The sequence below is a fragment of the Helicobacter sp. 16-1353 genome (assembly GCF_003288815.1).
Taxonomy (GTDB): domain Bacteria; phylum Campylobacterota; class Campylobacteria; order Campylobacterales; family Helicobacteraceae; genus NHYM01.
Genome location: NZ_NHYM01000009.1, coordinates 40,648 through 66,255, shown reverse-complemented (window position 1 = coordinate 66,255; position 25,608 = coordinate 40,648). Strand labels below are relative to the sequence as shown.

At 30.9% G+C, this 25,608-nt stretch carries 29 protein-coding genes and 1 tRNA gene; 8 read left to right on the top strand and 22 right to left on the bottom strand.

Annotated elements, in window-relative coordinates; genetic code table 11:
- Positions 1 to 105 precede the first annotated feature (105 nt).
- The 4 genes from CCY99_RS06775 to CCY99_RS06760 all read left to right on the top strand — a co-directional run bounded on the left by CCY99_RS06775 (position 106) and on the right by CCY99_RS06760 (position 4,015).
- Positions 106 to 1,827, top strand: coding sequence for an ATP-binding protein (locus tag CCY99_RS06775; protein WP_112060661.1), 1,722 nt, complete (start codon positions 106 to 108; stop codon positions 1,825 to 1,827).
- 109 nt (positions 1,828 to 1,936) lie between these two features.
- Entirely contained in the window at positions 1,937 to 2,374 is a 438-nt protein-coding gene (locus tag CCY99_RS06770; RefSeq protein ID WP_112060660.1) for a DNA starvation/stationary phase protection protein, read from the top strand.
- Positions 2,375 to 2,466: 92 nt separating this feature from the next.
- Entirely contained in the window at positions 2,467 to 3,771 is a 1,305-nt protein-coding gene (gene hisD / locus CCY99_RS06765) for a histidinol dehydrogenase (protein WP_112060659.1), read from the top strand.
- Entirely contained in the window at positions 3,764 to 4,015 is a 252-nt protein-coding gene (locus CCY99_RS06760; RefSeq protein WP_112060658.1) for a DUF2018 family protein, read from the top strand. Before hisD ends, CCY99_RS06760 begins: the two co-directional genes overlap by 8 nt.
- A gap of 57 nt (positions 4,016 to 4,072) precedes the next feature.
- On the opposite strand, the gene smpB is transcribed toward CCY99_RS06760, so the two are convergent.
- Genes smpB through CCY99_RS06715 form a run of 9 tightly spaced genes read right to left on the bottom strand, consistent with a single transcriptional unit; the run spans position 4,073 to position 10,317 of the window.
- Positions 4,073 to 4,534: an SsrA-binding protein SmpB gene (gene smpB / locus CCY99_RS06755; protein ID WP_112060676.1), complete on the bottom strand. Its 462-nt coding sequence runs from the start codon at positions 4,532 to 4,534 to the stop codon at positions 4,073 to 4,075.
- Positions 4,535 to 4,540: 6 nt separating this feature from the next.
- A complete protein-coding gene (locus CCY99_RS06750) occupies positions 4,541 to 5,323 on the bottom strand; it encodes a 4-(cytidine 5'-diphospho)-2-C-methyl-D-erythritol kinase (protein ID WP_112060657.1) in 783 nt (260 codons plus the stop codon).
- Positions 5,320 to 5,556 (bottom strand): carbon storage regulator CsrA, encoded by a 237-nt coding sequence (gene csrA, locus CCY99_RS06745; protein WP_112060656.1) that lies wholly within the window; start codon positions 5,554 to 5,556, stop codon positions 5,320 to 5,322. Before csrA ends, CCY99_RS06750 begins: the two co-directional genes overlap by 4 nt.
- 8 nt (positions 5,557 to 5,564) lie before the next feature.
- The gene (gene truB, locus CCY99_RS06740) at positions 5,565 to 6,404 is read right to left on the bottom strand and encodes a tRNA pseudouridine(55) synthase TruB (RefSeq protein WP_258443748.1); all 840 of its coding nucleotides are present in this window, start codon (positions 6,402 to 6,404) and stop codon (positions 5,565 to 5,567) included.
- 3 nt (positions 6,405 to 6,407) lie between these two features.
- Positions 6,408 to 7,544: a succinyl-diaminopimelate desuccinylase gene (gene dapE / locus CCY99_RS06735; RefSeq protein ID WP_112060655.1), complete on the bottom strand. Its 1,137-nt coding sequence runs from the start codon at positions 7,542 to 7,544 to the stop codon at positions 6,408 to 6,410.
- Between the two features lie 14 nt (positions 7,545 to 7,558).
- On the bottom strand, positions 7,559 to 8,272 hold the full coding sequence (cmoA, locus tag CCY99_RS06730; RefSeq protein WP_112060654.1) for a carboxy-S-adenosyl-L-methionine synthase CmoA: 714 nt from the start codon (positions 8,270 to 8,272) through the stop codon (positions 7,559 to 7,561).
- Entirely contained in the window at positions 8,269 to 9,138 is an 870-nt protein-coding gene (locus CCY99_RS06725) for a bifunctional riboflavin kinase/FAD synthetase (protein ID WP_112060653.1), read from the bottom strand. Before CCY99_RS06725 ends, cmoA begins: the two co-directional genes overlap by 4 nt.
- Positions 9,104 to 9,814, bottom strand: a complete 711-nt coding sequence (locus CCY99_RS06720) for a TlyA family RNA methyltransferase (RefSeq protein WP_112060674.1) — start codon at positions 9,812 to 9,814, stop codon at positions 9,104 to 9,106. Before CCY99_RS06720 ends, CCY99_RS06725 begins: the two co-directional genes overlap by 35 nt.
- A 20-nt stretch (positions 9,815 to 9,834) precedes the next feature.
- Complete coding sequence (locus tag CCY99_RS06715) at positions 9,835 to 10,317, bottom strand: hypothetical protein (RefSeq protein WP_112060652.1); 483 nt, start codon at positions 10,315 to 10,317, stop codon at positions 9,835 to 9,837.
- 65 nt (positions 10,318 to 10,382) lie between these two features.
- Between CCY99_RS06715 and CCY99_RS06710 the strand changes: the two genes are divergently transcribed.
- Positions 10,383 to 11,276 carry an aspartate carbamoyltransferase catalytic subunit gene (locus CCY99_RS06710; protein WP_112060651.1) on the top strand — a complete coding sequence of 298 codons (894 nt, stop codon included), beginning with the start codon at positions 10,383 to 10,385 and terminating at the stop codon, positions 11,274 to 11,276.
- Positions 11,277 to 11,327: 51 nt separating this feature from the next.
- Positions 11,328 to 12,707, top strand: a complete 1,380-nt coding sequence (locus CCY99_RS06705) for a mannose-1-phosphate guanylyltransferase/mannose-6-phosphate isomerase (RefSeq protein ID WP_112060650.1) — start codon at positions 11,328 to 11,330, stop codon at positions 12,705 to 12,707.
- A 24-nt stretch (positions 12,708 to 12,731) separates the two neighbouring features.
- On the opposite strand, the gene CCY99_RS06700 is transcribed toward CCY99_RS06705, so the two are convergent.
- From CCY99_RS06700 to flhA, 6 genes are read right to left on the bottom strand one after another with little or no spacing between them, the layout of a single operon-like run.
- A complete protein-coding gene (locus CCY99_RS06700; protein WP_112060649.1) occupies positions 12,732 to 13,595 on the bottom strand; it encodes a cation diffusion facilitator family transporter in 864 nt (287 codons plus the stop codon).
- Positions 13,596 to 14,783: a cation:proton antiporter gene (locus tag CCY99_RS06695; RefSeq protein ID WP_112060648.1), complete on the bottom strand. Its 1,188-nt coding sequence runs from the start codon at positions 14,781 to 14,783 to the stop codon at positions 13,596 to 13,598.
- Positions 14,771 to 15,361 carry a phosphoribosylglycinamide formyltransferase gene (purN, locus tag CCY99_RS06690; protein ID WP_112060647.1) on the bottom strand — a complete coding sequence of 197 codons (591 nt, stop codon included), beginning with the start codon at positions 15,359 to 15,361 and terminating at the stop codon, positions 14,771 to 14,773. Before purN ends, CCY99_RS06695 begins: the two co-directional genes overlap by 13 nt.
- A gap of 2 nt (positions 15,362 to 15,363) precedes the next feature.
- Positions 15,364 to 15,582, bottom strand: coding sequence for a hypothetical protein (locus tag CCY99_RS06685; protein ID WP_112060646.1), 219 nt, complete (start codon positions 15,580 to 15,582; stop codon positions 15,364 to 15,366).
- 12 nt (positions 15,583 to 15,594) lie between these two features.
- Positions 15,595 to 16,656: a 3',5'-cyclic-nucleotide phosphodiesterase gene (locus tag CCY99_RS06680; protein WP_112060645.1), complete on the bottom strand. Its 1,062-nt coding sequence runs from the start codon at positions 16,654 to 16,656 to the stop codon at positions 15,595 to 15,597.
- An 8-nt stretch (positions 16,657 to 16,664) separates the two neighbouring features.
- On the bottom strand, positions 16,665 to 18,893 hold the full coding sequence (flhA, locus tag CCY99_RS06675) for a flagellar biosynthesis protein FlhA (protein ID WP_112060644.1): 2,229 nt from the start codon (positions 18,891 to 18,893) through the stop codon (positions 16,665 to 16,667).
- Positions 18,894 to 19,028: 135 nt separating this feature from the next.
- On the opposite strand from flhA, the gene rpsO reads away from it, so the two are divergent.
- Positions 19,029 to 19,301, top strand: coding sequence for a 30S ribosomal protein S15 (gene rpsO, locus CCY99_RS06670; RefSeq protein ID WP_112060643.1), 273 nt, complete (start codon positions 19,029 to 19,031; stop codon positions 19,299 to 19,301).
- A 204-nt stretch (positions 19,302 to 19,505) separates the two neighbouring features.
- Here the strand turns inward: rpsO and CCY99_RS06665 are convergent.
- The 5 genes from CCY99_RS06665 to accB all read right to left on the bottom strand — a co-directional run bounded on the left by CCY99_RS06665 (position 19,506) and on the right by accB (position 23,349).
- Positions 19,506 to 19,582: transfer RNA gene (locus CCY99_RS06665), tRNA-Met, on the bottom strand.
- A 109-nt stretch (positions 19,583 to 19,691) separates the two neighbouring features.
- Positions 19,692 to 20,792, bottom strand: a complete 1,101-nt coding sequence (pseC, locus tag CCY99_RS06660) for a UDP-4-amino-4,6-dideoxy-N-acetyl-beta-L-altrosamine transaminase (RefSeq protein ID WP_112060642.1) — start codon at positions 20,790 to 20,792, stop codon at positions 19,692 to 19,694.
- 3 nt (positions 20,793 to 20,795) lie between these two features.
- On the bottom strand, positions 20,796 to 21,365 hold the full coding sequence (locus tag CCY99_RS06655; RefSeq protein WP_112060641.1) for a hypothetical protein: 570 nt from the start codon (positions 21,363 to 21,365) through the stop codon (positions 20,796 to 20,798).
- Between the two features lie 34 nt (positions 21,366 to 21,399).
- Entirely contained in the window at positions 21,400 to 22,749 is a 1,350-nt protein-coding gene (locus CCY99_RS06650; RefSeq protein WP_112060640.1) for an acetyl-CoA carboxylase biotin carboxylase subunit, read from the bottom strand.
- Positions 22,750 to 22,860: 111 nt separating this feature from the next.
- Positions 22,861 to 23,349, bottom strand: a complete 489-nt coding sequence (gene accB / locus CCY99_RS06645; protein ID WP_112060639.1) for an acetyl-CoA carboxylase biotin carboxyl carrier protein — start codon at positions 23,347 to 23,349, stop codon at positions 22,861 to 22,863.
- 89 nt (positions 23,350 to 23,438) lie between these two features.
- Here accB and dcd point away from each other — a divergent pair, with 89 nt between their 5' ends.
- Positions 23,439 to 23,999 (top strand): dCTP deaminase, encoded by a 561-nt coding sequence (gene dcd / locus CCY99_RS06640; RefSeq protein WP_112060638.1) that lies wholly within the window; start codon positions 23,439 to 23,441, stop codon positions 23,997 to 23,999.
- Between the two features lie 235 nt (positions 24,000 to 24,234).
- Here the strand turns inward: dcd and rplQ are convergent, their stop codons facing one another.
- Positions 24,235 to 24,588 (bottom strand): 50S ribosomal protein L17, encoded by a 354-nt coding sequence (gene rplQ / locus CCY99_RS06635; RefSeq protein WP_112060637.1) that lies wholly within the window; start codon positions 24,586 to 24,588, stop codon positions 24,235 to 24,237.
- A gap of 10 nt (positions 24,589 to 24,598) precedes the next feature.
- Positions 24,599 to 25,597 (bottom strand): DNA-directed RNA polymerase subunit alpha, encoded by a 999-nt coding sequence (locus CCY99_RS06630; protein ID WP_112060636.1) that lies wholly within the window; start codon positions 25,595 to 25,597, stop codon positions 24,599 to 24,601.
- Between the last annotated feature and the right edge of the window lie 11 nt (positions 25,598 to 25,608).

Sequence of the window (25,608 nt, the reverse complement as noted above, 5' to 3'; positions counted from 1 at the left end):
TGTGGATATTGGTTGCTTAAGGGCTAAGATAAATAAAAATTAATTAAAATTAAGCTAGTATTTTAACAACATATAGAATCTTTACATTTATTTAGGACAATAATTTTGAAATATTACATCGACTTTATAAACTCAAAAAATTTATCCAACAATGAATTAGCCAAAAGTCTAAATTGCTCAATACAAGAAGCAAAAATATTGCAGTATATGTCAAAAGCATTACTCAATAATCAAAATAATTTTTTGGTTACAAATATCATAGAAAATACATTTAATGCAAAAGGTAGCGAATCTACAAAATACCTAAAATATATAAAATCTCTATTAAATCTAGAATATATTTCTTTAGCTAATGAAACCCATAATGATATTATGCTTTTGGAGCTTTTAAATGCCTATATTAGCTTGAGCCAAAGTTTTTTAAGGATATTAGAAAATGGCAAAGTTGGCTTTGATTTACCGACAATTACAGCCTATAAAGATGATTTTGATTATATAAAAGATGAATTTCTAAAGATTAGTTTATTGCAGAAATTGGCATTTTTGCGAAGAAGTGAAAAAAATAATTCTAAGATATACACAGAAACGCATTCAAATCTTATCTCCATTATAAACTGCATTACAAAACGACTTGAGATAACGCATAAAAAATTAAATATTACATCGTTTTTAAAATCCTATAATCTAAACAAAGAAGAGCAAATAGTATTTTTTGCCCTTTTAAAAGAGGAATATTACGCACAAAACGAGCGAATGCGTGAAATGGGGGCTTTGCTGGAGTTAATCAGCGATGATGAGTATCCAAAAATCAGCAATAGATATATTTTTGATGAAAAAAGCCCATTAATAGAAAATGGTTTGATTGACTATGAGGAGGACTTTTTGGGCTTTGGTGGGATAAATAGGAGTTTTTATATCCCTGCAAATATCTTGCAAAAAATAATGCAAAAAACACCACGAAAATCCCAAAAAACCCTATTAGATTCTATGATTAAAAACCAAGATATTTTTGAGCTAATTGTCCCAAAAGAGCATATTGAAAATATCATTTTACCAAGCAAAACTAAAGAAACCTTAGATCTTTTAATACAACAGCTCGATACACAGGTAATAAACCGCTTGAAAAAATGGGGCATAAAAGATAGTAAAAAAGGAATCGATGCAAAAATTATATTTTACGGATATCCGGGCACGGGTAAAACTATCACAGCTTATGCACTCTCAAATGCCCTTAAAAAGCCCATTCTTAGCCTTGATTGCTCTAAGATTCTATCAATGTGGGTTGGTGAGAGTGAAAAAAATGTGCGAAAAATATTCGACACTTATAAAAGTATCACAAGAGATATTAAAAAAGATGCAATTTTATTGCTTGATGAGGCAGACCAATTTTTAAGCCAAAGAAGCACTTTAGGTAATAGCAGTGTAGATAAAATGTATAATCAAATGCAAAATATTTTCTTAGAACAAATTGAGAAATTCGATGGAATCCTAATCGCCACGACGAATCTATTGGATAATATCGACCAAGCATTTTCAAGAAGATTCAGCTATAAAATAGAATTTTTAAAGCCAAATTTCGAGCAAAGAATTGAGATTTGGAAAAAATTACTACCAAAAGATGCGGTGTATGAAAAAGGCTTTAATGTAGATAAATTGGCGGTTTTTGAGACTACAGGCGGACAAATAAAAATCATTATAAAAAATACCGCTTATAAAGTCGCCACTAAAAATAAACCTATATTTAGTCTAGAAGATTTTATAGCCGAGATTAAAAAAGAGATGGATAGTAGTTTTGATGGCTCAAAATCACTTGGATTCTTAAAATAAAAGTATGAAAATATGCTCAAATTTTAAATAAATTATGCTATTATAAATTTTCTAAATAATAAAAAATATTATTTACGATATACATAATCTAATTTATAAAGGAAATAAAATGTCAAAAGTAATTCAAACATTAAAACAGATTCAAGCTGATAGTATAGTTTTTTATATGAAACTTCATAATCTACATTGGAATGTAGAGGGACTTATGTTTAAGCCTATTCATGAAGCAACAGAAGAAATTTACGAGCAATTTGCAGATGTATTTGATGACACTGCAGAAAGAGTCGTTCAACTAGGTGAAAAACCTTATGTAACACTAGCCGATGCAGTGAAAAACGCAAAAATCAAAGAAGAAAGTGCAACTAAGTTTAAGCCAGACCAAGTTTTAAAAGTAGTTCTTAGTGATTTTGAATATTTTGCAAAAACATTTAAAGAATTATCCAATATAGCTGATGATAGCGGCGATAAAGTAACAGCTGATTATGCAAATGGTATATTGGCACAATTAGAAAAAAGCATTTGGATGCTTAAAGCTCAACTTGCTTAATTTCGCTAAGATGCCCTTGAAAATCTTAAGGGCGTCTTAAGGTCTCTCGCTTCTTAGTCTGCATAGCATAAATTTAACATACAGGAAAACACATGCAAATCTTAAACATAAAAGACAATAACTTCAACGAAAAATTCGAAGAGCTATTAGGACGCGGCAATATGGATATAGAAAATGCTTCTAAGATTGTATTAGAGCTATTAAATGACATCAAGAAAAATGGGAATAAAGCAGTAATAGAGCATATCAAAAAATTTGATAATTGGAATCCAAGCTGTTTCGAAGATATTTTGATAGATAAAAAACAAATAGAAAATGCCTATAATAATCTATCAAAAGATGTTCAAAACGCACTAAAACTTGCTTATGACAGAATCTACTCATATCACTTAAAGCAAAAAACAACATCTTGGATTGATTTTGAAGATAATGGTAGTATACTTGGAGCAAAGGTAACGCCAATGAATCGAGCTGGGCTATATATACCCGGTGGAAAAGCGGCATATCCTAGCTCATTACTAATGAATGCCATTCCTGCAATTGTAGCAGGAGTAAAAGAGATTGTCGTATGTGTGCCAACACCACAAAATCAACTAAATGAGCTACTCTTAGCAACTATCCATATATGTAATATAAAAGAAGTTTATAAAGTAGGTGGAGCTAGTGCTATTGGACTTATGGCATATGGAAGTGAAAATGTAAATAAGGTTGATGTAATAACTGGTCCGGGAAATATCTTTGTGGCTTGTGCTAAGAAGCTAGTCTTTGGTGATGTAAATATAGATATGATTGCTGGACCTAGTGAGATAGGAATTATTGCTGATAAAAATGCAAATGCAAAATATATAGCATTAGATTTATTATCTCAAGCCGAGCACGATGAAATGGCTAGCTCGATACTAATAACTAATAGCGAAGATTTAGCAAAAAAAGTAAATAGTGAAGTGGATATTGAGCTTAAAAAATTAAATCGATATGAAATCACTTCAAAATCCATACAGAATCGAGCTTGTATTATAATCACAGAATCTACAAAGGAATCAATTGATTTGATGAATAGGATTGCTCCTGAACATTTAGAGATTCTATGTAATAATCCTTATGAATTGCTACCTTTTATTGAGAATGCAGGGGCGATTTTTCTTGGAGAATACACACCTGAGGCTATTGGAGATTATATAGCAGGACCAAATCACACATTGCCAACAGGCGGAAGTGCTAAGTTTTTCTCTCCGCTAAGTGTGGGAGATTTTGTTAAACAAAGCTCTATTATAGGTTTTTCAAAACAGGCTATATTTGAACTTGGGGAAGCGTGTGCTATTTTGGCAGAAAATGAGGGCTTAGAAGCACATAGAAAATCTGTAGAAATTCGATTAAAAGATAAAGATAATGTATAGAGATGATATATTTGATGGTGAGCCAATAGAGCATTTAGTAAAGATTCTACAAAATGGCTCTCCACAGGCAATTAAAAATTCAATAGAAGCATTATTTAGCGAATACGCTATATTAGAATTAATAGCCGAAAAAGGTCTTAGCGATGAAATAAGTGATATAAAAATAAACTATAAAGACCATATAGAAGTAGCAAAACAAGATTTGGCAATCCGCCTAATGTCAAATATCCTAAGCCAAGAATAATAGTTTTATAAGGATTCTAGAATCCTTATACAATCCACTTTAAAATAACTTTTATAATCATCTTATATTTCTATTTTTCAATTCACTTTGTATTTCTCGCTCTATTGTCTTTTTCTTTAGACTTTCCCTTTTGTCATATAGCTTTTTGCCCTGAACTACAGCAATTTCTGCTTTTAGTATATTCCTAGAATTAAAATATAGATTAAGCGGAACTATCGTATAGCCCTTTTGAGTAACCATTCCAAATAATTTATCAATCTCTTTTCTATGCAATAAAAGCTTTCTTGGGGCTTTCTCATCGGGCTTGAAATATGCATTTGTTGTATTTAGATGCCCAATATGTGCGTTGAATAAAAATATTTCATTTTTCATTATGCGGATAAAACTATCTTTTATATTGACTTTTCTAGCACGAGCAGCCTTGACTTCAGCTCCACATAGAACGATACCTGCCTCAAGAGTAGTTATTATAAAATAATCAAAAATAGCTTTTCTATTTGTAGCAATAATTTGTTTCATCATTTCTTATCTTTGAATATTGTTTTTTAGCTTGAAAAAGCTACTTCCGCTACCACTAAAATAATATCCATCTTTAATAAATTCCTTTAGCTCCGGATATAGATTTAATGCTGGGGCGAAAAGGTCATTTAACTCAAAAATATTATATGTTTTCAATATATCTTTAGATTCCATATTTAATATATTAGAATCTATAATATTTGCTTTAAAATTCGCCCTAAATTCATCAAATACGGCTTTTGTCTCACATAAGATATTTGGCGTAACAATCTCTACATCTATAATGCTTTCTTTAAATTCCACTATTTTATCACCTATTCCGCTAACATTTGCACTATTTACATCATATACAAAAAAGCTCACATCAGCACCCACATTTGAAGCAATTCTTCCTAAAATATAAATAGGCAAATCTAATTCCAATATTTCATTCATAGCCAAAAGATATGTCCCGGCATTCGAGCTTCCACCTCCAAGCCCAGCAAATATAGGTATTTTTTTATCAATATCAATAATAAAATTCTCTAAAAACATAGCTTTTTTATTATCATTATCCAAAAGCCATTTTTTTAATATTTCCTTAGCCTTAAATATAGTATTAGATTCTAAACTACATTGACAATTGCCATATATCTTAAAACTAGTAGAATCTTTTATTACAATGCTATCAAAAAAAGTATTTGTAACCTTCATATAACGCGAGTATATATCGCAATATCCATTATCTAAAAAACCTAGTATCTTAAAACAAATATTGATTTTAGGATATGAAATATAATAATTAGTCATTTTTTTGTTTGTAGGATTCTACTAAAACTTGTAAGTTCAGTATTTTCTATATTATTTAATGCCTTAAGATTCTCCCCTATAATTGCCCTTTTCAATTCGCCACGAAGTATTATTTTATCCTGTGGAGCATCAAATCCAAGCTTAACAATACCATTTTGCACTGATACAATCTTTATATTTATATCATCGCCGATTATAATCTCTTCATTTACTTTTCTTGATAAAACTAGCATTTTACTCCCTAAAACTCTAAATTATTTAATATATATCTTATTTCTCCTATATCATTAAATTCAATTATAGAAAAAAAATTATCAAAAATAGCTATATATCTTTTATTTTTAGAAATCTTATCATTTTTTAAAATAATCTTTCTACCATATTTAAAGTCTTCTTCATATTCTTTTAGATTAATTTTTTCATATGTTAATATGTCTAATGGAGGTAGAATCTTATAATTTTCAAAGCAAAAATTACCTTCTTTAATCCTAATGAGATTAGACAATGTGCCACTAACTCCAAGCTTATTTGCTATTAAATATCCTATAGACCGTATATATGTGCCTTTTTGCACGATTATTTTAAAGCTTAAAAATGGATGTGAATAATGCAAAAGATTAATATCAAAAACCTCCGTTGTGATACTACTAAGCTCTATGGGTTGATTATCTCTAGCGAGTTTATATGCTCTAATGCCATTGATTTTTTTTGCACTAAATATAGGTGGTGTATAGGTTATTTTGCCTTTGAGGGAATGAAGCACTTTATTAATTTGACTTATACTAAACTCACTTACTATGTTTACTTTGGAAATATTTTCCATATCTAAACTGCTAGATTCTGCTCCTAACCAAACTGTAGCGATATAAACCTTTGGTGATAGATTTATATGATTTAGTAGTTTTGTATAGCTACCTGTTGCAATTACCAAAACCCCACTTGCAAAAGGGTCTAGCGTCCCGCTATAACCTATTTTTTTGATTTTATATCTATGTTTTAAGGATTGTAAATAAAAATTTGAACTTACAAATGGTGGCTTATATGCGACAAAAATCATATTTTTATTTACAATATCAAGCAAAAACTAAAATCCTTTATTCATATCATTAATAAAATAATAAAAAATAGAGCTAAGATTGATAATATCATCTATTTTACTGCATTCATCTACTGCGTGGATTGTTTTATTTATTAATCCAAGTTCTACAACATTAACACCAAAATCACTAAAATATCTAGCATCGCTCGTCCCACCGCTAGTATCAGCAATAGAATTAATACCTATAGTATCTTTTATTGCTTTACTTAAAGATTCCACTAAAACATTTGAATGTGTGATAAATGGATATGAGCTTTGTTTTAATACTAAAGAATACGGAATCTCCCCAAATATAGAAGCAATATATTGCTTAATAGAATCTTGATTTGTATGTGGATTATTTCTAACATTAAACATTATTTTTAGCTCACTAGGAGTTACATTTACAGTTTCCATTCCAGAGCGAATATCCGTTATAATAAGCCTACTTTCAGCAAAATTTTCATCTCCATTATCAAAAGTAATATTTGAGAGTTTTGGTAATATTGGGGCAATTAAATCAATGGGATTTATACATTTTTGCGGATAAGCAACATGCCCTTGAATACCTTTGATTTTTAAGATTCCATTAATAGAACCCCGCCTACCGATTTTAATCGTATCTCCCAAAATATCCATAGAAGTAGGCTCTGCTACAATTGCAAAATCTGGCAATAAATCTATTGATTTTAGGTGTTCTAACATTATTTTTGTTCCATAGATTCCATCGCCTTCCTCATCACTTGTTAAAAGAATAGATAGGATTCCATTAAAATTTTTAATCTTTTTTATTGCATAGATAAAACTTGCAATTCCACCTTTCATATCTACCACACCGCGACCATAAAGAATATCATTTTCAATTACACCACCAAATGGCGGATATTTCCAGCCAGAACCACTTGGGACAACATCAATATGTCCAGCAAAGCAAAGGTGAATCTTAGAGCTTTTTGCAACACTAGAATCCTTACTAAAATCTTTATATAAAAAAAGATTCTTAACCCCGCCTTTATCGCAATTAATGATATTAAAATCACTCAACTCATCTTTTATTAAATCATAAATACCGCATTCATTTGGCGTTACACTTTCTTTCTGTATTAGTTTTACTAAAAAATCTATCATTCTAGAATCTTGCATTTTATAAGCCTTTATTAATCTTTCATTGCGATAAAGGTCGCAAAATTTGCAAAACGAAATACCACTTCAACACTCTTAAATCCAGCTTTTTTTAATAAATCCACATTTTCATCTTGGGTATAAGGCACTAGAATATTTTCTAATGCCTCGCGTTTTTTGGATATTTCAGTATTGCTATATCCATGCTCTTGCTTAAAGCTATGATAAATATCTATTAATTCCTTATCAAGTTGTTTGTTTTGAGAGATTAGCTTTTCACTTAGGATTAAGATTCCATTTTTTGGCAAGGATTGTTGGATTTTAGATAATAAAGATTCCCTATTTATGGGACGAACAAATTGTAAGGTATAATTTGAGATAATAGCATCAAAATCAAATTCATAATCCAAAATATCGGCTTGTATAAATGTTACATTTAATCCATAGGCACTGGCTTTTGAGCGTGCAACTTGAAGCATAGAGGGTGAATTGTCTATTCCAACTAGATGAATATTTTTAAATTTTCGTGCTAATGATAATAAAAGATTCCCAGTAGAGCAGCCCATATCACAAATACTTTTATAATTTCTCTTGCTTAGAATCTTTACAATTAAATCTATATTATCTTTATAATAAGGTATGGAGCGTATCGCCATATCATCAAAAACACTAGCAACCTCATCATCAAAAGTAAATTTTTTATTTATTTCTTTTTGAAAAATAGTGTCTATTTTTATATCTTTTTTCATAATTGCTCTATATTGCTAAATGAACTATCTAATATCTCTTTTGCACATTCAATATCAACCATAATTTGATGTTTTAGAGAATCTAGATTCTGGAATTTTTTATTATCCCTTATTCGTTTTACGAAAAATATCTCTATTTTTTTAGGATTATCATTTATAACCCTATCAATAATATGCGTTTCGATAGCAAAACTCATATTTGTGCTTAATCTATTTCCTATAAATGTTGTAGATTTAAAAACATCTTTGCCTATTTTTGTATATGAGGCATAAACGCCATCTTTTGGTAAGATATATTCACCTGCATTTATATTAAATGTTGGGAATAATCGCTCTTTGCCTATTCCTTGTCCGCTTATAACATTGCCCTCTATTGAGTAGAATCTCCCTAAAAGTTTATTTGCTAGATTTATCTCACCATTTAGGATAAATTTCCTAATATAAGAGGAATGCACCGCAATCCCATCAATCTTAATTTCTGGGATAATTATCACATTTAGATTAGAAATCTCTGGAATGTTTTTTGCACTATATTTGCGATTTTTACCAAATCTAAAATCATCGCCAACGATAATGGTTCTAAGATTTGGTAGTTTTGTTTGGATATATTTTAAAAACTTCTTACCACTTAGATTTTTAATCTTTTCAAAATCAATAAAATATATCTTTCTTTTTGTATAATTTTCTCGCTTTCTATAAGGTAGAATCGACCCTCTAAGATGCTGCGGGGTTTTAATCAATAAGACAATATCATTTTTATCCAAATATTTTAAAACTGCCTTATGTGCTAAATGCATACTATCGAATTTTCCAATAGCAATTGACATAACTTCATCGTTTTTTAATATAGATGAAAATTTCCTCATTTCCCTCTTTTCCCTTTAATGTAGAGTATTCAACATTTAGAATTAAAAATCCATTCTGTTTGATAGATTCTAGAATCTCATTTAATGCATTATCTATTATATCTTTTTGTAGAACTACGCCTTTTTTATTTCGCTTAGCAATTTTACCAACCTCAAATTGTGGCTTAAATAATAATAAAGATTCTCCATTCGATAATCTACTAATAGAATCTAAAATATGCTTAATTGATATAAAGCTCACATCGCAAACAACAAAATCAAATATTATATCACTTTGAAAATCACGAATATCACAGGATTCAAAAATCCTAATTTTTGGATTATTTCTTAATGAACTATCAAGTTGATTCTTTCCTACATCAACGCAAGTTATACTTTTAGCATCGTATTTTAGTAGAACTTGAGTAAATCCCCCCTTAGAACTTCCAATATCCAAAACATTCATATTACTAAAATATAAATTATGTTTTTTTATATAAGAATCCAGCTTTTCCCCTGCTCTACTCACAAAAATCTCTTTTTTTAGAATCTCGATTTTATTATCTTGTGAGACCAAAAAACCTGCTTTAGTTATGATTTTATTATCTACTTTTATAAAACCATTTTTTATTAATTCTAATGCTTTATTACGACTTGGAAGTAATTTATTTTGTGTTAAAAAAATATCTAATCGCATCAAAATTTAGGATTCTCAATCTATAATTGCATTTCAAAAACTTCATATGTAAAATCAAAATTCATCTCTCCTATAGTATCCACTACAAGATTGAGTTTCATATTTTTTTTATCATATTCATCAATATCATCAAATGCGATTAAAAACCCCTTGCTCCATTTATTTGACACATTTAGCACATCATCAAATTCATCTTTATCAACCTCCCGAATCCACAAAAACCGCTCATTATTCGTTATACTAAAAGTCATATAATATATAAGTGGAATATCTAATTCGCTAAAAACCTCTATAAAAAAATATTCTCTAGTATTATAAATATCTGGGTTTACATTATTTAGATAAGTGGCAATTACCACCATCACAACCTTTCCATTCTGCACAATCTCTGCTTTTCTGCTTGATAATATCTTTTTTTCGGCTAAAACCTCTGGCTTAAAGCTATTATTATAAAAACCACAACCACAAAATACAAAACAACATATAAATATAATAATTTTCAATTTAACACTCTTGAAAAATAATTTTAGATATGATTTTACCATCTTTTAGTTTAAGAGGAATGTATATGCTACAACATCTAATAAGCACCAAAGATTTAAGCTTAGAGAGTATCAATAAAATCATAGATGAAGCTATTAGTTATAAAGATAAGATACCGCATAACACACTTGAAAATAAGCTTGTAATAACTATTTTCTTTGAAAATTCAACGCGGACTTTAAGTAGCTTTGAGATTGCTGCAAAAAGATTAGGCTCAAAAGTCGTTCGATTAGATATTGCCAAAAGCTCCACATTAAAAGGTGAGACGATAGCCGATACTGCATCAAATATCAATGCGATGAATCCAGATGCTATAATAATTCGCCACAGCCACGCAGGAGCGGGAAATTACTTGGCGAAATATGTCTCCTGCCCTATAATAAATGGCGGCGATGGAGCTCACGCTCACCCCACACAAGCACTTCTTGATGCAATGACAATGAAGCTACATTTTGGTGATTTAAAAAACAAAAAGATTGCAATCGTAGGAGATATAATAAATTCTAGGGTTGCAACAAGCGGGATAGATTTATTTAGGCGATTAGGAATGAAAGTATTTTTGGTCGCTCCGCCACATTTTCAAAGTTTATTTGAAGAGGAGGAGAATCTAAAAAAAGTTAATAATATACAAGATTGCCTCGATGATTGCGATGCTATAATGAGTCTAAGAACACAAACAGAACGACATAATTATCAAATCTATAGTTCGCTAAAAGATTATGCATCAAGATTCTGCATAACCAAAGAATTAATAGGGCATAGAGATATTATCGTGCTTCACCCCGGACCAGTTCATAGAAATATAGATATTGATGATGAGATGTTGCGAGATTCTAGATGTAAGGTGTTAAATCAGGTTTCAAATGGTGTTTTTATACGAATGGCAATACTAAATCGATTTATCAATAAGCTAAATTAATTATTAAAATAATATAATTTCGACTATTTTACAATTTATAAGGATTCTAATATGGTTATAGCAATCTTATGTGGTGGAAGTGGCACTAGGCTTTGGCCTCTATCTAGGGAGTTAATGCCGAAACAATTTGTATCATTAGTAAATCATTCTTCATTATTCCAACAAACGATAATTCGAAATATCGAATTTAGCAATGATTTTTGCATAGTTACTAATGATAAACACTATTTTTTAGCCCTTGATGAAATAGAACAAATACAAGCAGAAAATGTAAAATATAGATATATCCTAGAGAGTGTTTCTAAAAATACCGCAGCAGCACTACTTTTCGTTGCATTAAGTAGCAAAAAAGATGATATTATCCTAGCACTTCCAAGCGACCATATTATCAAAGATAATGATTCTTATAAAAATGCGATTTTGCAAGCACAAACATTAGCAATGGAGGGAAATATCGTAGTATTTGGCATAAAACCAACCTCAGCAAATACGGGATATGGCTATATAAAAGAAGATAAAAATGGTATTGAGTTTTTTGAAAAGCCAGACAAAGCCACTGCAAAAAACTATATAGAAAATGATTATTACTGGAATAGCGGAATGTTTTGCTTTAAAGCAGAGGTGCTAATTAATGAATTTAAACTATATAAACCTGAATTACTAGAATCTTGTAAAATAGCCCTAGATTCTGCGGTAAATGAAAACTCATTTAAACGAATTAGAAAGGAATATTCTAACGATATTGAGGAAATAAGCATTGATTATGCCATTATGGAAAAATCAAAAAAATTAAAGTTAGTAAAAGGGGATTTTGCTTGGAATGATGTAGGAAGTTTTGATGCCCTAAAAAATGAATATCCAAAAGATTCTAATAATAATGCCTCAAACACAGAGCTTATTGCCTTAGATTCTAAGAATAATTTCATCATATCAAATAAATTAACAGCCACAATTGGCGTAGATGATTTAGTCATTATTGATACTACAGATTCGCTTCTAGTTAGCAAAGCAGGGGAAAGCCAAAAAATCAAAGAAATAGTTAAGATTCTAAAAGATAAAAATAGTGAATTATGCAAGATACATAGCACCGCATATCGTCCGTGGGGGAGTTATACTATATTACTCGATGCGACTAATTATAAGATTAAGCAAATTGTAGTTAAGCCAAAAAAGCGTTTAAGTCTGCAAAAACATTTTCATCGAAGCGAACATTGGGTGGTTGTAAGTGGAAGTGCTATTGTTACACTAGAAAATAAGGAATTTTTCCTAAAGGCAAATGAAAGCACATATATCCCAATGGGAAATGTGCATAGATTGGAAAATCCCGGGAAAATAGATTTGGTTATTATAGAAGTCCAAGTTGGAGAATATCTCGGCGAAGATGATATTGTTAGAATCGAAGATGATTTTAATAGAATAGAAAAAGAATAATCCCCTAAATATTATAGTTGGAGTTTATTTGCTATCATCATAAGAATCAAAATGAACTAGTATAGTCCATTTATATGCATTAGATAGTTTTTCAATGCTTTGCTCAATATCATTTGATATGGAATGAGCATCAAAAAGCGAAATATGCTCATTAAACACCAAATGATATTCCAAAAATATAGTATCTCCGCTAATCCTACTTTTTATATCATGGTAGCTTGTTATGTTCGTATTCTTATCTAAAATATCCACAATTTTCTTATACAAATCATCATCAATCGCCCTATCAAGCAACATAAAAAATCCGCTTTTAGTGATTTTAAAAGCATTGTAGCAAATATATATCCCAAGCACACAGCCAATGATAGAATCTAGAAATCCAAATCCTGTAATTTCTATAATCAAAAGAGAGATAATAATACCCAAATTGCCAAATAAATCTGTTTTATAATGCAGAATCTCGGCTTTTATAATAAGATTATTTTTAGCATTTAAGGAGATTTTTTTCAAATATATTACTAAAAATAATGTTACAAAAATCGATACAATCATCACAAAAAGCCCTTGATTTATATTACTAACCCCCTCATTATTTATAAATTTTATAATCGATTGATAGATAATATAGATTCCAGATATGAATATCGCACAACCCTCAAATAATGATGCTAATCCCTCTAATTTACCAAATCCATAATTAAAATATTTATTTGATGGGGATTCTATCTTTCGTAAAGCTATGTAATTAAATAATGAAAACACTACATCTATAAGGGAATCTAATGCAGAAGCTAAAACGATAATAGAACCGCTAAAAATACTAAAAATTATTTTTAAAATAGCTAGAGATAAGGCTATCAAACTAACAAATAAAATAGAATTTTTCATTTATTTGTTTCCTTGCTTGCCTTTATCTTTTGTAAAAAAAGGTGTTATATTTAAAACAATCTTTATAATAATCATAAAAAGCACTGCTTCTAACATAGCACTTAAAACGAATGAATAATATTGCTCTTTTTGAATGGCACCTATTTTTAGCCCAAGTGTAGCAGTTGCTACTAAAAAAGTTAAAGGCATAGTATCGCTCAATGCAAATAATAATGTATTTTTAAAATTCCTAAAAAATGAGCTAAAAACAACACTAGCAGCAATCAATCTAATAGTAATCATAATAAAACAGATTTGAAATGCGTGGAAAATCACTGCTTTATTAGCGAAAATAACATTAAAATCTAATGTAGTTCCTATATAGACGAAGAATAAAGGTATTAGAAATCCAAATCCAAAATCATTCAATTTATAATGCAATTCTTTTTTGTATTTAAAAAAGCTTGATATGATGAGACCAGATAAAAATGCCCCAAGTGCAGCCTCTATATGTAGAAGTGAGACTATTACTACCATTATAAAAAATAACATCATACTATATCTTATATCTTGATTAAGTGTGCTAGAAGCTGGGATTAACATCAAGCGAATATTAGGAAACCACCAAAATAAAATGCTTGATATTTTAAAAATAAGCACCATAAGAAGTAAGAATGCAATTAAGATTCCAAGTGATTTATATAATTCTAAACCTACACCAAATGAATAATATCCATTTAGCAAAACAAGCATTAAAATACTTACTAATTCGCCTATTATGCCAATCTTTAAGCATAGATTCAGCCATTCATATTGTTTGCCATAATCTTGTATCAAAACCATTATCATACCAAGCGACATCACAGGAAAAGCAACAATATAGATAATAGAAAAATCAAATATGAGAATTATGATTAAAGCGACGGAATATAGGATAAAAAAATAGAGAACTACTTGTTTAAAAAATGATTTGCCCATCATTTTAAAGCTTTTTAAATCCACTTCCATTCCAGCTAAAAACATCAAAAACAAAAAGCCGATATGGGCGATTCCCTCTACTACTTCAGATTCTACTAGCATTCCAATGTTAATAGCAAATGCCCCAAGCAATATCTCAACTACAACAACAGGAATCCTAGTAATGCTATTAATCAATGGTGCGATAAAAATAAGTATTGATATGATTCCAAAAAGGATTAAATCTTGCATTTACTTAATACTTTCAATATGGCTTTTGGGTAGATTTTATACTCTAAAGAATGGATTCTAGCTTCAAAAGATTCTAAACTCTCGCCTTCTATTTTATGGATAATATCTTGCTCTACTAAGATTCCGCTATCTAACTCCTTGCTTACGAAATGCACACTTACACCCGCTATTTTCATATCGCTTTGGTAGGATTCTATAATTGCATTGCTACCTTTAAAAAGTGGTAAAATCGAAGGATGTATATTTAATGCACAAAAAGTTTGGCAGAATCTATCGCTTAAAATACGCATAAATCCCGCTAATACTACCAAATCGATATTATATGATTGCAATATCTCTATTAATCTAGCATCATATTCTTCCACACTTTTATCCTTATAATCCTTACTTGATAAAATCTCGCATTTTAGATTTAGATATTCACATCGTTTGATTCCATATGCATCTCTCCTGCTACTTAAGGCAAGGGGAATATTTATTTTCATACCATCAAAAATCTTATTATGCAAATGTAAATAAAGATTTTCCAAATTACTTCCATTGCCACTAAATAAAATTGCTAGATTTTTTATCTTCATATTTATTTAAAAAGCTCCCTCTTTGTATTTTTTAGCTTTAGGATAATATCACGGACAGCTTTATAGTCATAAATTGCATCATCGTCCATCTCTTCTACTATATTTTGATATTCCTCAAGAGCTTTATCCATAGATTCATCTTTCACACCAGCTAGGCTTAACGCTGCCATCAACATCATTATTATTTCATCTAATAATTCATTTTGCTCTATCTTATCCATTGTATTCCTTTCTTATTCTTTCGAATGTAGTAGATTTACTACTTGTTCTTTTGCATATTCATATAAAAATGTTTCCTTAAAGCCCTCAAATTTTCCACCAGAGGCATTTTTATGCCCTCCGCCATTAAAGCAAATCTTAGCCATTGAGCTAACATCACAATTACCATTTGCCCTAAGAGATACATTTCCCCTATTACTAATATCCATAAAAAAGTCAAAATCGCTATTTTGCTTTAAAAAAAGATTCGCCACAATAGAGATTCCACCAACCATATAAGTTAATAAACCTTTTTTATCATTATAAAAAATGCTATATTCGTCCTTATTTTTATTCAAAAGCTCTGTTTGTTTTAGGGATAATATTTCCTCCATCGTTTGTGTTTGCACATCTCCGCCAAGCAATTCTTTCTTAAATAGAAAAATATTATTATCAAGATTCACATTTGCATTTGGTATTAGCTTATTAGCAGAATCTAATAGGTATTTTTTAGCTTCATATAGCATATTAAACTTAAAGTTTCTATCATAATCATCAAACATAAAGCGACTAAATTCCTTGCTTTGGGCTATCATTCCAAGTGCCACTTTACCAAAAGAAAATGCAAAATTATTTTCCTGCCAAGTATCTGCAGAATTTATCATCTCTACAAATGGCTCTAACCATAAAGCTACTTCATTCCTAAATCCAAATTCTTTTTTTAAGATATTAAAAGTAATCTTTGAAGCACAAATACTAGAATCCAAATGATACCAATCAAACGCCTCCGCACAATCCTTACCACTTATATGGTGGTCTAATAATTTTAGCTTGATGTGTTTATTTGATAGATTTAAAATGCTTACTTCATCTTGTAAAAATGTTGCTTCATTAAATGTTAGATTCAAATCTGTAATTAATATCATAAAGTTAGATTGATTACTTTTTTTAATATTGTCTAAGATGTGCTGGATTCTAACCTCTACTTCTTTGCCATAGTTTGCATTATAGAATCTTATATCACTAAAACATTCTTTAGCGACCAATTGTGCTCCATATCCGTCTAAATCAATATGTGATAGATGATGAACTTGCATTTTTATCCTTACAATGTATTAAATTTTAAATCTAGGTTTCCTAGAATCTCACATTTTGCATTACTGCTTATTTCGGAATGCCCTATAACCTTAATAGCTAAAGCATTACTTTCCATCTCTTTTGCTAAAGCTCTACGCAAAGTCGTCCCAACAAGCACAATAGGAATACTATGAATACTCTGTGCTTTTGCTATCGCTTCTTCTACAGCATTTCTTAATATTTGCGTTTCTCCAATGCTTAACATTAATTTTCGTCCATATGGCTGTATATCTTTTAATTTAGAAAGCAAATAATCCTCGCTATCTTGCGGTAGAATAAATAGCTTTACAATGCCATCATCACTTTTTAAACTATCTGTTATCACACGAGCAAGAGCACTTCTCACATAATCCATAATAATAGGAACGCTATTTTGTGCCCCCGGTGCTACCTCAATAATCGTCTCTAAGATAGTAAGCATATCTTTTATAGGTATTTCATCGTGTAATAATTCTTTTAAAACCTGATGAATCACCCCAAGTGGAATCTTATCGCTATCCGCAACGAGGCTTGGGAAATCATCTTTTAATCTATCAATTAGATTCCTTACATCTTGTCTTGTTATAATATCCTCTGCATAATATTTAATAATTTGTGAGATATGAACGCTTATTATATGTGCAGAATCCACAACGGTATAACCAGCAATAGTCGCATCATCTTTATCTTTTTTATCAATCCAAAGTCCGTCCATATTAAGTGCTGGGTCTTTTGCCTTTATCCCTTCTATCTCTGTTATTTCCATACCTGTAGAATTTATAGCCAAAAATTTATCTGGCATAACCTCACCCTGCCCTACACTAACGCCTTTAAGCAGAATCTCATATCCATTTGGAGAAAAATCATAGCTTGGATTAGCTTTAATGCGAATATGTGGCACTACAAAGCCATAGGTTTGTGCGATATTTTCTCTTACACCGCGAATCCGCTCAATTAGCTCACTATCTGGGTGTTCTGCCAACCTAGTCAATCCATATCCAAGTGATAGTTGCAAAACATTAATCTTTAATTTATCATTTAAACTTGCTTGTTCTTTTAGCCTTATATGCTCTTCTAATTCCCTTATACTTTTAGCACTTCGTGGCTCTTTGGTGGATTCTTTTGGAACTTGTTTAATTTGTGGTTTTTTATCCTCAATATCCATTTTTTTAAATAGCCATTTTTTACTATTTGTAAAAATATTATCCTTACCTTGTGTGCCTAGTAAATAGCTCATCAATAAAAATATCATTCCAACAAATCCAAGTGAAAGACTAGGAAGTCCGGGGATTAACGCAAAAAATATTAAGATTCCGCCTACTATGGCTAGAATCTTACTATTTCCTAAAAGCTGACTAACAATCCCAGAAGCAAAATCTCTCTCTTCATTTTTTGTAGCACGAGTTATCACTATACCTGTAGCAGTTGAGACGATTAAGGCTGGGATTTGTGTAACTAAACCATCACCAATCGTTAGAATCGTAAATACACTAGCACTTTCTGCGATACTCATATTATGCCCGAATACGCCTATTAAGAATCCACCAATAATATTTATAAAAGTGATGATTATCCCAGCAATCGCATCGCCTTTTACGAATTTTGAAGCTCCATCCATTGAGCCATAGAAATCTGCCTCTTGGACTAGAATCTCGCGTCGTCTTTGGGCTTCTTCTTTTTCTATTAAGCCAGAGTTTAAATCCGCATCAATTGCCATTTGCTTTCCGGGCATAGCCTCTAGTGTGAATCTCGCTTGAACTTCTGCGACCCTTGTAGCACCATTTGTAATAACTATATAATTCACAATTACAAGTATGGAAAATACTATTATACCTATGACATAGTTTCCACCCACAACAAAATTTCCAAATGCACTTATAATCTCACTTACGCTATCCACTCCTAAATGTCCATTGCTTAGAATCATTCTTGTGGTGGCGACATTTAATGCTAAACGAAATAATGTAACCATCAATAAAAGTGTAGGAAATGCACTAAAATCTGTTGGCTTTGCAATATATAAACCGATTAATATAATAAGCACAGATAATGCAATGGAGATTGTTAAGAAAAAATCAAGTAAATAGCTTGGCAATGGAACGATTATAATAGCTAAAACCGCCATTATAAATAACACAACCACTAAATCTTTTGATACAAAAAGATTCTTTAGTAATGGTGATATTGCACCTATAATTTGCCCTCGTTCTTTTGCCATTCACACTCCAAGATTTTTGGATTCTACTTAAATAGAATCTAGGATTTTAACAATTTTGTATTAAATCTTTGCTTTTTTAAAGAAATTTATAGTAGAATTTTGACTTTTAAATTATACCAATCAGGAGAAGGTCAAATGGCTTTAGATTCGGCGAAAAAACAAGAGATAATATCTCAATTTGCAAGAAAAGATAATGATACAGGTTCAAGCGAGATTCAAATAGCATTGCTTACAGAAAGAATTTCAAGCTTAACAGAGCATTTAAAAGTAAATAAAAAAGACCATTCAAGCAGACTTGGAATGCTAAAGCTAGTAGGTCAAAGAAGAAGTCTATTAAAATATCTAAAAAGAACGCAATATACTAGATACGCAGAGCTCATCAAAAAACTTAATCTAAAAGATAAATAGATTAGATTGCTAGGGATATTTAATTAAGATATTAAATATCCTAATCTAAAATCTTCCTTTAATCATTCAATCATAATACCACAAGATTTAATAATGTAAAAATTTTATTCTCAAATAATATAAAGTAAAATTATCTTGGCTTTAAGAAGAATCTTAAGAAATCTCTTTATTATATTTTTAAAAGATTTATAAAAAGTAGTTTAATGGTGTCAAGGGGGAGACTTGAACTCCCGACCTCCGGCTTATGAGACCAGCGCTCTAACCAGCTGAGCTACCTTGACAAAAATGAGTTTATATAAATTTCACAATAAAGCAAGGATTCTACTTTAAGCAAAATAAAAAGTCAATTATATTTATACTTCGCTTAGATTAATATTTTATTTATCTAATTTAATTATATCGTTGTAGTATTTTTATAATACTATCTGCGACATATTCAGCGTCCTCTTCATTCATTTTTTGATGACAAGGAATGCTTATCTCGCTTTTATAAAAATTTTCCACATTTTCTATAATAGAATGATTTTTTTTATATAAATTGTATTGATATATTGGCTTATAATGAACTTGAACTCCTATCCCTAAATGAAGCAAAGAATTAAAAATCTCCTCTTTATAGCACCATAGATGTTGATTTAGTAAAATAGGGTATAAGTGATGAGTAGATTTTATATACGATGGAATATTTAATGTCCTAAAATGTCTATTATCTTTAAAAAAAGTATCATAAAATAATGCGATTTTATGCCGTTTATTGATAAAAAAATCTAGTTTTTTTAATTGTGATAAACCAAGACTTGAAGCGACATCGCTTAATCTAAAATTATACCCAATGGAATCCAACTCACTATTCCAAAGCCTTTTTTTGATGATTGAGTGAGAGCGAAGCAATATTGCTTGATTGTAAAATATCTCATTATTTGTAGCTATAGCACCTCCTTCAATAGTGGTTATTGGTTTTAATGCATGAAAACTAAAAATAGTCATATCTGCGAATTGTCCTATTTTCTTATTTTTATATTCACCACCACAAGAATGGGAACTATCGGATATAAAATACAAATTATACTCTTTGCAAATATCCAATATTCTATCTACATCTACACTATTTCCAGCAAAATCAACGCTAACAATAGCTTTCGTATCATTTGTTATATTTGCTTTTATGGATTCTGGTGATATATTTCCATTATCATCGCAATCACAAAATATAGGATTTATATTATTTTCAAGCATCATATTAGTAGTTGCACAAAATGAAAGAGGTGTAGTGATAGCTCTACTTCCACTCAAAGGTAAAATTTTATATGCAATATTTAACGCTGAGGTAGCGGAATTAAACACAGCTACAAACTTAACACCTAGATATTTTGCTAATTCTTTTTCAAATTTATCTACCATCTCACCTTGCGTTATAAAATCGCTTTTAAGTGTAGCTATAACAGCATTTATATCATCATCATCTATACATTGTGTGCTATATGGAATCATCATTTATGCCAATAATGCATCAATCTTTGAAGCAAGTCCTGCCACATTATGTGCTTTTTGAAAAAGGTTTGAATTTGAATGTAAGAAATCTTTATTAAACTCTATATTATTAATATTTTCTATAGTGTCATTTTTTATATTATTAATAGAATCTACAATAAAATTATGCTCCACTCTTAAGGCTTTTTTAAATATATAAATATCTTTTTTATCCTTAGGTAATATATCTAGAATCCTATTTGCATCAAACAATATATTATCATTAGAATCTTTTAATATTTGATTAGAAACGAAAATCGGCTTATTTAGGAATGTAGCATTTTCTAATTTATTTAAAGTTTCTTCGAGAGTTATATTATTATCACGCAAAATCTCATCTATAACCCTATCTGCAATCTGTAAAATCCCAATATTATTATTTAATTCTCTAGTCTTTAAAGAAGAATATCCATTGTCTATAAAATCACTAGAAAGTCCAATTTTATTTTTAGATTGGATTTGCTTTTTATGATTTATAATGCCTTGAGAATCTAATGTTTTTGAACTAACAATATTATTGGAATCTATTTTCATAACAATGCCTTTAGTAAAGTAAATTTACTAAAGTTTATAGCATTTTTTGTTCCAAATATTTTGTGTGGATTCTGGATTTTTGGAAATCCTCGTTATCCATCATCTTAATATGAAATGGGATAGTAGTCTTTATCCCCTCGACCTTGAACTCCCTCAAAGCTCGCTTCATACGCACAATCGCCCTCTCTCTATCCTCTGCCCAAACGATTAGCTTAGCAATCATTGAATCATAAAACATTGGCACGACATACCCAGCATATACATGCGTATCAAGTCGCACATTTCCCCCGCCGGGCGTAATCCAAGTGGTGATTTTCCCCGGGCATGGATAGAACTTCTCTGGGTCTTCGGCTGTGATTCGGCACTCGATAGCATGACCTCTAAAAGTAATCTCGCTTTGCTCTGGGAGTTTCTCGCCCTCTGCGATTTTTATCATCAATTCGATTAAATCAAGATTGCTTACCATTTCGCTAACTGTATGCTCGACTTGAAGCCTCGTATTCATCTCCATAAAATAAAAATCTTTTTTGTTTTCATCTAGTAAAAACTCAAAAGTCCCCGCGCCCTCGTATTTTATATGCTTTGCCGCACGCACTGCAGTTTCAAGCAATTTTTTGCGAATTTCTGGGCTTAGCACGGCTGCGGGAGATTCCTCTATTAGCTTTTGCTGTCGCCTCTGTGTAGAACAATCGCGCTCCCCTATATGCAAGACATTACCATATTTATCCGCCATAATCTGCACTTCAATATGCTTTGGATTCTTGATAAATTTCTCCACATAAATCGACCCATCGCCAAAGGCACTCACAGCTTCGCTCTCTGCGGCAAGTAGCGAGTTTTTAAATGCTTCTTTACTTTCCACTATCCGCATTCCGCGTCCTCCACCACCTGCAGCTGCTTTGATAATAACTGGATAGCCTATCTCATCGGCGATTTTTTCTGCCTCTTTGGCGTCCTTTACCACGCCATCGCTCCCTTGAATAACTGGAATCTTCGCTTCCCGCATCACATCTTTAGCACGACTTTTGTCGCTCATCAGCTCCATTACGCTTTGGCTTGGTCCAATAAATGTGATGTTGTGATTTTCGCAAATCTCCACGAAATTCTCATTCTCACTTAAAAACCCATATCCCGGAAATATCGCATCGACTTTGAAAAGCTCGACCACGGTGATAATTGCTGGGATATTTAGATAGCTCTCGCTTGACTTTGGACCACCGATACAAATCTTAATATCAGCGATATCCAAATAATGCACATCTTTATCGGCAGTGGAGTAAATCACCACGGCTTCTTTCCCCATATCTTGGATAGTGCGGATTGCCCTAAGGGCGATTTCCCCGCGATTTGCGATTAGAATACGATTTAACTTTTTCTTTTTCATTCAACTTCTCTTTTTTGTTTTTCTATTATTTTTGCCCTATTTTACGATTGCTCTAAGCCACTTTTATAGAATCTTTAAGAATCTATTATTAGAATCTAGATTCTAATAAATTTATATTTTTTCTACCTGAAATAATACCGTGCTAAACTCCACGCTTTGAGCGTCATTTGCTACAATCTCAACGATTTTACAATCAAACTCTGCTTCAATCTCATTCATTATCTTCATAGCCTCGATAATGGCAATTGTCTGCCCCTTTTTGACCTTATCGCCCACATTTACATACGGAGCAGAATCTGGACTAGGAGCGCGGTAAAATGTGCCTACCATAGGTGAAGTAATAGATTCAGTATTTACACTTTTTTCTTTTTCTTTGACTTCTGCATTCGATGGGACACTTTCTTCAATATTATTTGATATTGGAGCAACACTTGCGATATTGGTGCTAGGTAAACTAAATTGAGGTATAGGAGGCGATTTTGGATTTTTTGCTCCACTTTTTTCTAATGAAATTTCAAAATTCTCATTTGTAATTTTCAGTTTAACAGAATTTGAATTATCAAACATTTCAAGTAATTTTTTTATTTCTTGTATATTCATCAAATAAGCCTTTTTAATGTTATAATAAAATAGAAAATGAATAATCAATTTTGTATAATAGCACAAATAAAATAAAAAGGCTTAGTTTAATGGGGTTAAAATCTGATAAATGGATTAAAAATATGTCACTAAAAAAGGCAATGATTGTGCCTTTCGTTGATAGTCAAGTGAAAAGAGGAATTATTAGCTATGGGGTTAGTAGTTATGGCTACGATATACGCGTTGCGGATGAATATCAAATATTTACGAATGTTAATTCTACAATTGTTGACCCTAAAAATTTTGAATCTTGTAATGTCGTTCATCATCAAGGGGAAACTTGCATTGTCCCGCCGAATTCTTTTGCTCTTGCTAGAACAATAGAATATTTTAAGATTCCGCGAAATGTGCTCGCCATTTGTCTTGGGAAAAGCACCTATGCAAGATGTGGGATAATCGTAAATGTAACGCCATTTGAGCCGGAATTTGAAGGGCATATAACCATAGAAATATCTAACACAACGCCACTTCCAGCTAAAATATACTCAAATGAGGGCATTGCACAAGTTTTATTTTTCGAGGGCGATGAGCCGTGCGAAATAAGCTATAAAGATAGAGGTGGCAAATACCAAAAACAAACAGGAATTACGCTTCCAAAAGTGATAAAATAATTATCTATTGATAAAATTAAGAATAAAGAGCGATTATCAAAATAGCACTAATAAAAATGACATAGAATTAAATCAATATAAAAAGAGAATTAAAGTAATTTTCTACCGATATTTTATCAATAATGATAATTTTTATAAATCGATGTTCTAACTTGGATAGTAAAGAGAGAATCTATAAGAACATTAATGCTCTTATAGATTAGGAGAATCTTAGATATATTATATAAATTAAGGGCTATTTTACAAACTCTATTATAGCCATTGGAGAGGCATCACCTCGTCTATTTCTAGTTTTATGGATTGAGGTATATCCACCATTTCGCCCAGCAAATTTTGGGGCAATCTCACTAAGTAATTTTTTCGTAGTTGCCTTATCTTGCAAGCTAGAAAATACTTGCCTATGGGCATTACTATCGCCTACTCTAGCCTTTGTAATTAGTCGCTCGATATATGACTGAAGCTCTTTTGCTTTGAATAATCCTGTTTCAATCTTTTCGTATTTAATCAATGCAATTGAGAGATTCTTCAATAATGCCTTTCTATGAGCCGAAGTTCTCCCCAGCTTTCTATAGTCGTTATTATGTCTCATTTTTCAATCCTTAACTCTGTTTATTAAATTTTTTATATAAAAGCTCTTTAATATTATTTGGTAGTTTTTCACCAACTTGATAGCCTATCTCTTTTAATTTTTCAGCTATTTCATCATAAGACCTTTTACCTAGATTCTTAATATTTTTTAAATCATTTTCTTCCATTAATACTAATTCACCAATGTATTTTAGCCCTATTTTATCAAAACAATTAGAACATCTTGCACTAAGATTTAAGGTTTCTATTTTTTGGAATAGAATCTTAGCTTCATTTGGTTCTTGCTCAATACTTTTATCAGAGCCATCTAATATATTTAATTCTTGGTTAAATATACTCATTTGTTTATACATAATTGAAATAGCATATTTAAACGCATCAATGGCACTAATTCTGCCGTCTGTTTCTATATCAAAAATAACTTTTTCAAAAGTTGGGTCATCTTTAACTAGAACATTTTCTATCTCATATACAATCTTTTTTACTGGTGTAAAATAAGCATCAACTGGTATAAAAGTATCTAATATAGTATCTCGTATATCTTCGCTAGATACATAACCTATGCCTTTATTTATAATGAGAGAAAAATCAAGCTTAGTATCATCATTAATCGTAGCAATATAAACATTTGGATTTATAATATCAACTTTATCTGTTTTTAGGTCAGAACCTAAAAGTATTTTTTCACCCAAAAACGAATAATTTACAACAACATTCGTTTCTTCAGGGTCTTTAATCTTAAATTGTAACTTCCGCAAATTAATTATAAAAAGAGATACATCTTCTGTTACACCTCTTATGGAATCAAACTCGTGAGTAACACCATCAATCTTAATACCAACTACAGAATAGCCAACAGAGCTTGACATAAGAAGTCTTCTTATAGGATGAGCCAATGTTATAGCGTAGCCGGTCTCAAATGGATATGCCGAAATCCTAGCCCTATTTGGAGTGATTTGCTGCACATCAATATTTGTAGGCACAAAAGGAAAAGTTTTAATAGTCTTCATTACTTACACCA

Coding starts and splice junctions, on each gene's coding strand:
- CCY99_RS06700 (WP_112060649.1), bottom strand. CDS start 13,595: ATGAAAAATTCTATTTTATTTGTTAGTTTGATAGCCTTATCTCTAGCT.
- CCY99_RS06750 (WP_112060657.1), bottom strand. CDS start 5,323: ATGACTAATTATTATATTTCATATCCTAAAATCAATATTTGTTTTAAG.
- CCY99_RS06710 (WP_112060651.1), top strand. CDS start 10,383: ATGCTACAACATCTAATAAGCACCAAAGATTTAAGCTTAGAGAGTATC.
- CCY99_RS06720 (WP_112060674.1), bottom strand. CDS start 9,814: ATGCGATTAGATATTTTTTTAACACAAAATAAATTACTTCCAAGTCGT.
- smpB (WP_112060676.1), bottom strand. CDS start 4,534: ATGAAACAAATTATTGCTACAAATAGAAAAGCTATTTTTGATTATTTT.
- rplQ (WP_112060637.1), bottom strand. CDS start 24,588: ATGAGACATAATAACGACTATAGAAAGCTGGGGAGAACTTCGGCTCAT.
- CCY99_RS06650 (WP_112060640.1), bottom strand. CDS start 22,749: ATGAAAAAGAAAAAGTTAAATCGTATTCTAATCGCAAATCGCGGGGAA.
- CCY99_RS06770 (WP_112060660.1), top strand. CDS start 1,937: ATGTCAAAAGTAATTCAAACATTAAAACAGATTCAAGCTGATAGTATA.
- hisD (WP_112060659.1), top strand. CDS start 2,467: ATGCAAATCTTAAACATAAAAGACAATAACTTCAACGAAAAATTCGAA.
- cmoA (WP_112060654.1), bottom strand. CDS start 8,272: ATGAAAAAAGATATAAAAATAGACACTATTTTTCAAAAAGAAATAAAT.
- CCY99_RS06760 (WP_112060658.1), top strand. CDS start 3,764: ATGTATAGAGATGATATATTTGATGGTGAGCCAATAGAGCATTTAGTA.
- flhA (WP_112060644.1), bottom strand. CDS start 18,893: ATGGCAAAAGAACGAGGGCAAATTATAGGTGCAATATCACCATTACTA.
- purN (WP_112060647.1), bottom strand. CDS start 15,361: ATGAAGATAAAAAATCTAGCAATTTTATTTAGTGGCAATGGAAGTAAT.
- dapE (WP_112060655.1), bottom strand. CDS start 7,544: ATGCAAGATTCTAGAATGATAGATTTTTTAGTAAAACTAATACAGAAA.
- pseC (WP_112060642.1), bottom strand. CDS start 20,792: ATGATTCCATATAGCACACAATGTATAGATGATGATGATATAAATGCT.
- CCY99_RS06705 (WP_112060650.1), top strand. CDS start 11,328: ATGGTTATAGCAATCTTATGTGGTGGAAGTGGCACTAGGCTTTGGCCT.
- csrA (WP_112060656.1), bottom strand. CDS start 5,556: ATGCTAGTTTTATCAAGAAAAGTAAATGAAGAGATTATAATCGGCGAT.
- rpsO (WP_112060643.1), top strand. CDS start 19,029: ATGGCTTTAGATTCGGCGAAAAAACAAGAGATAATATCTCAATTTGCA.
- CCY99_RS06655 (WP_112060641.1), bottom strand. CDS start 21,365: ATGAAAATAGATTCCAATAATATTGTTAGTTCAAAAACATTAGATTCT.
- dcd (WP_112060638.1), top strand. CDS start 23,439: ATGGGGTTAAAATCTGATAAATGGATTAAAAATATGTCACTAAAAAAG.
- accB (WP_112060639.1), bottom strand. CDS start 23,349: ATGAATATACAAGAAATAAAAAAATTACTTGAAATGTTTGATAATTCA.
- CCY99_RS06725 (WP_112060653.1), bottom strand. CDS start 9,138: ATGAGGAAATTTTCATCTATATTAAAAAACGATGAAGTTATGTCAATT.
- CCY99_RS06680 (WP_112060645.1), bottom strand. CDS start 16,656: ATGCAAGTTCATCATCTATCACATATTGATTTAGACGGATATGGAGCA.
- CCY99_RS06685 (WP_112060646.1), bottom strand. CDS start 15,582: ATGGATAAGATAGAGCAAAATGAATTATTAGATGAAATAATAATGATG.
- CCY99_RS06695 (WP_112060648.1), bottom strand. CDS start 14,783: ATGCAAGATTTAATCCTTTTTGGAATCATATCAATACTTATTTTTATC.
- CCY99_RS06630 (WP_112060636.1), bottom strand. CDS start 25,597: ATGAAGACTATTAAAACTTTTCCTTTTGTGCCTACAAATATTGATGTG.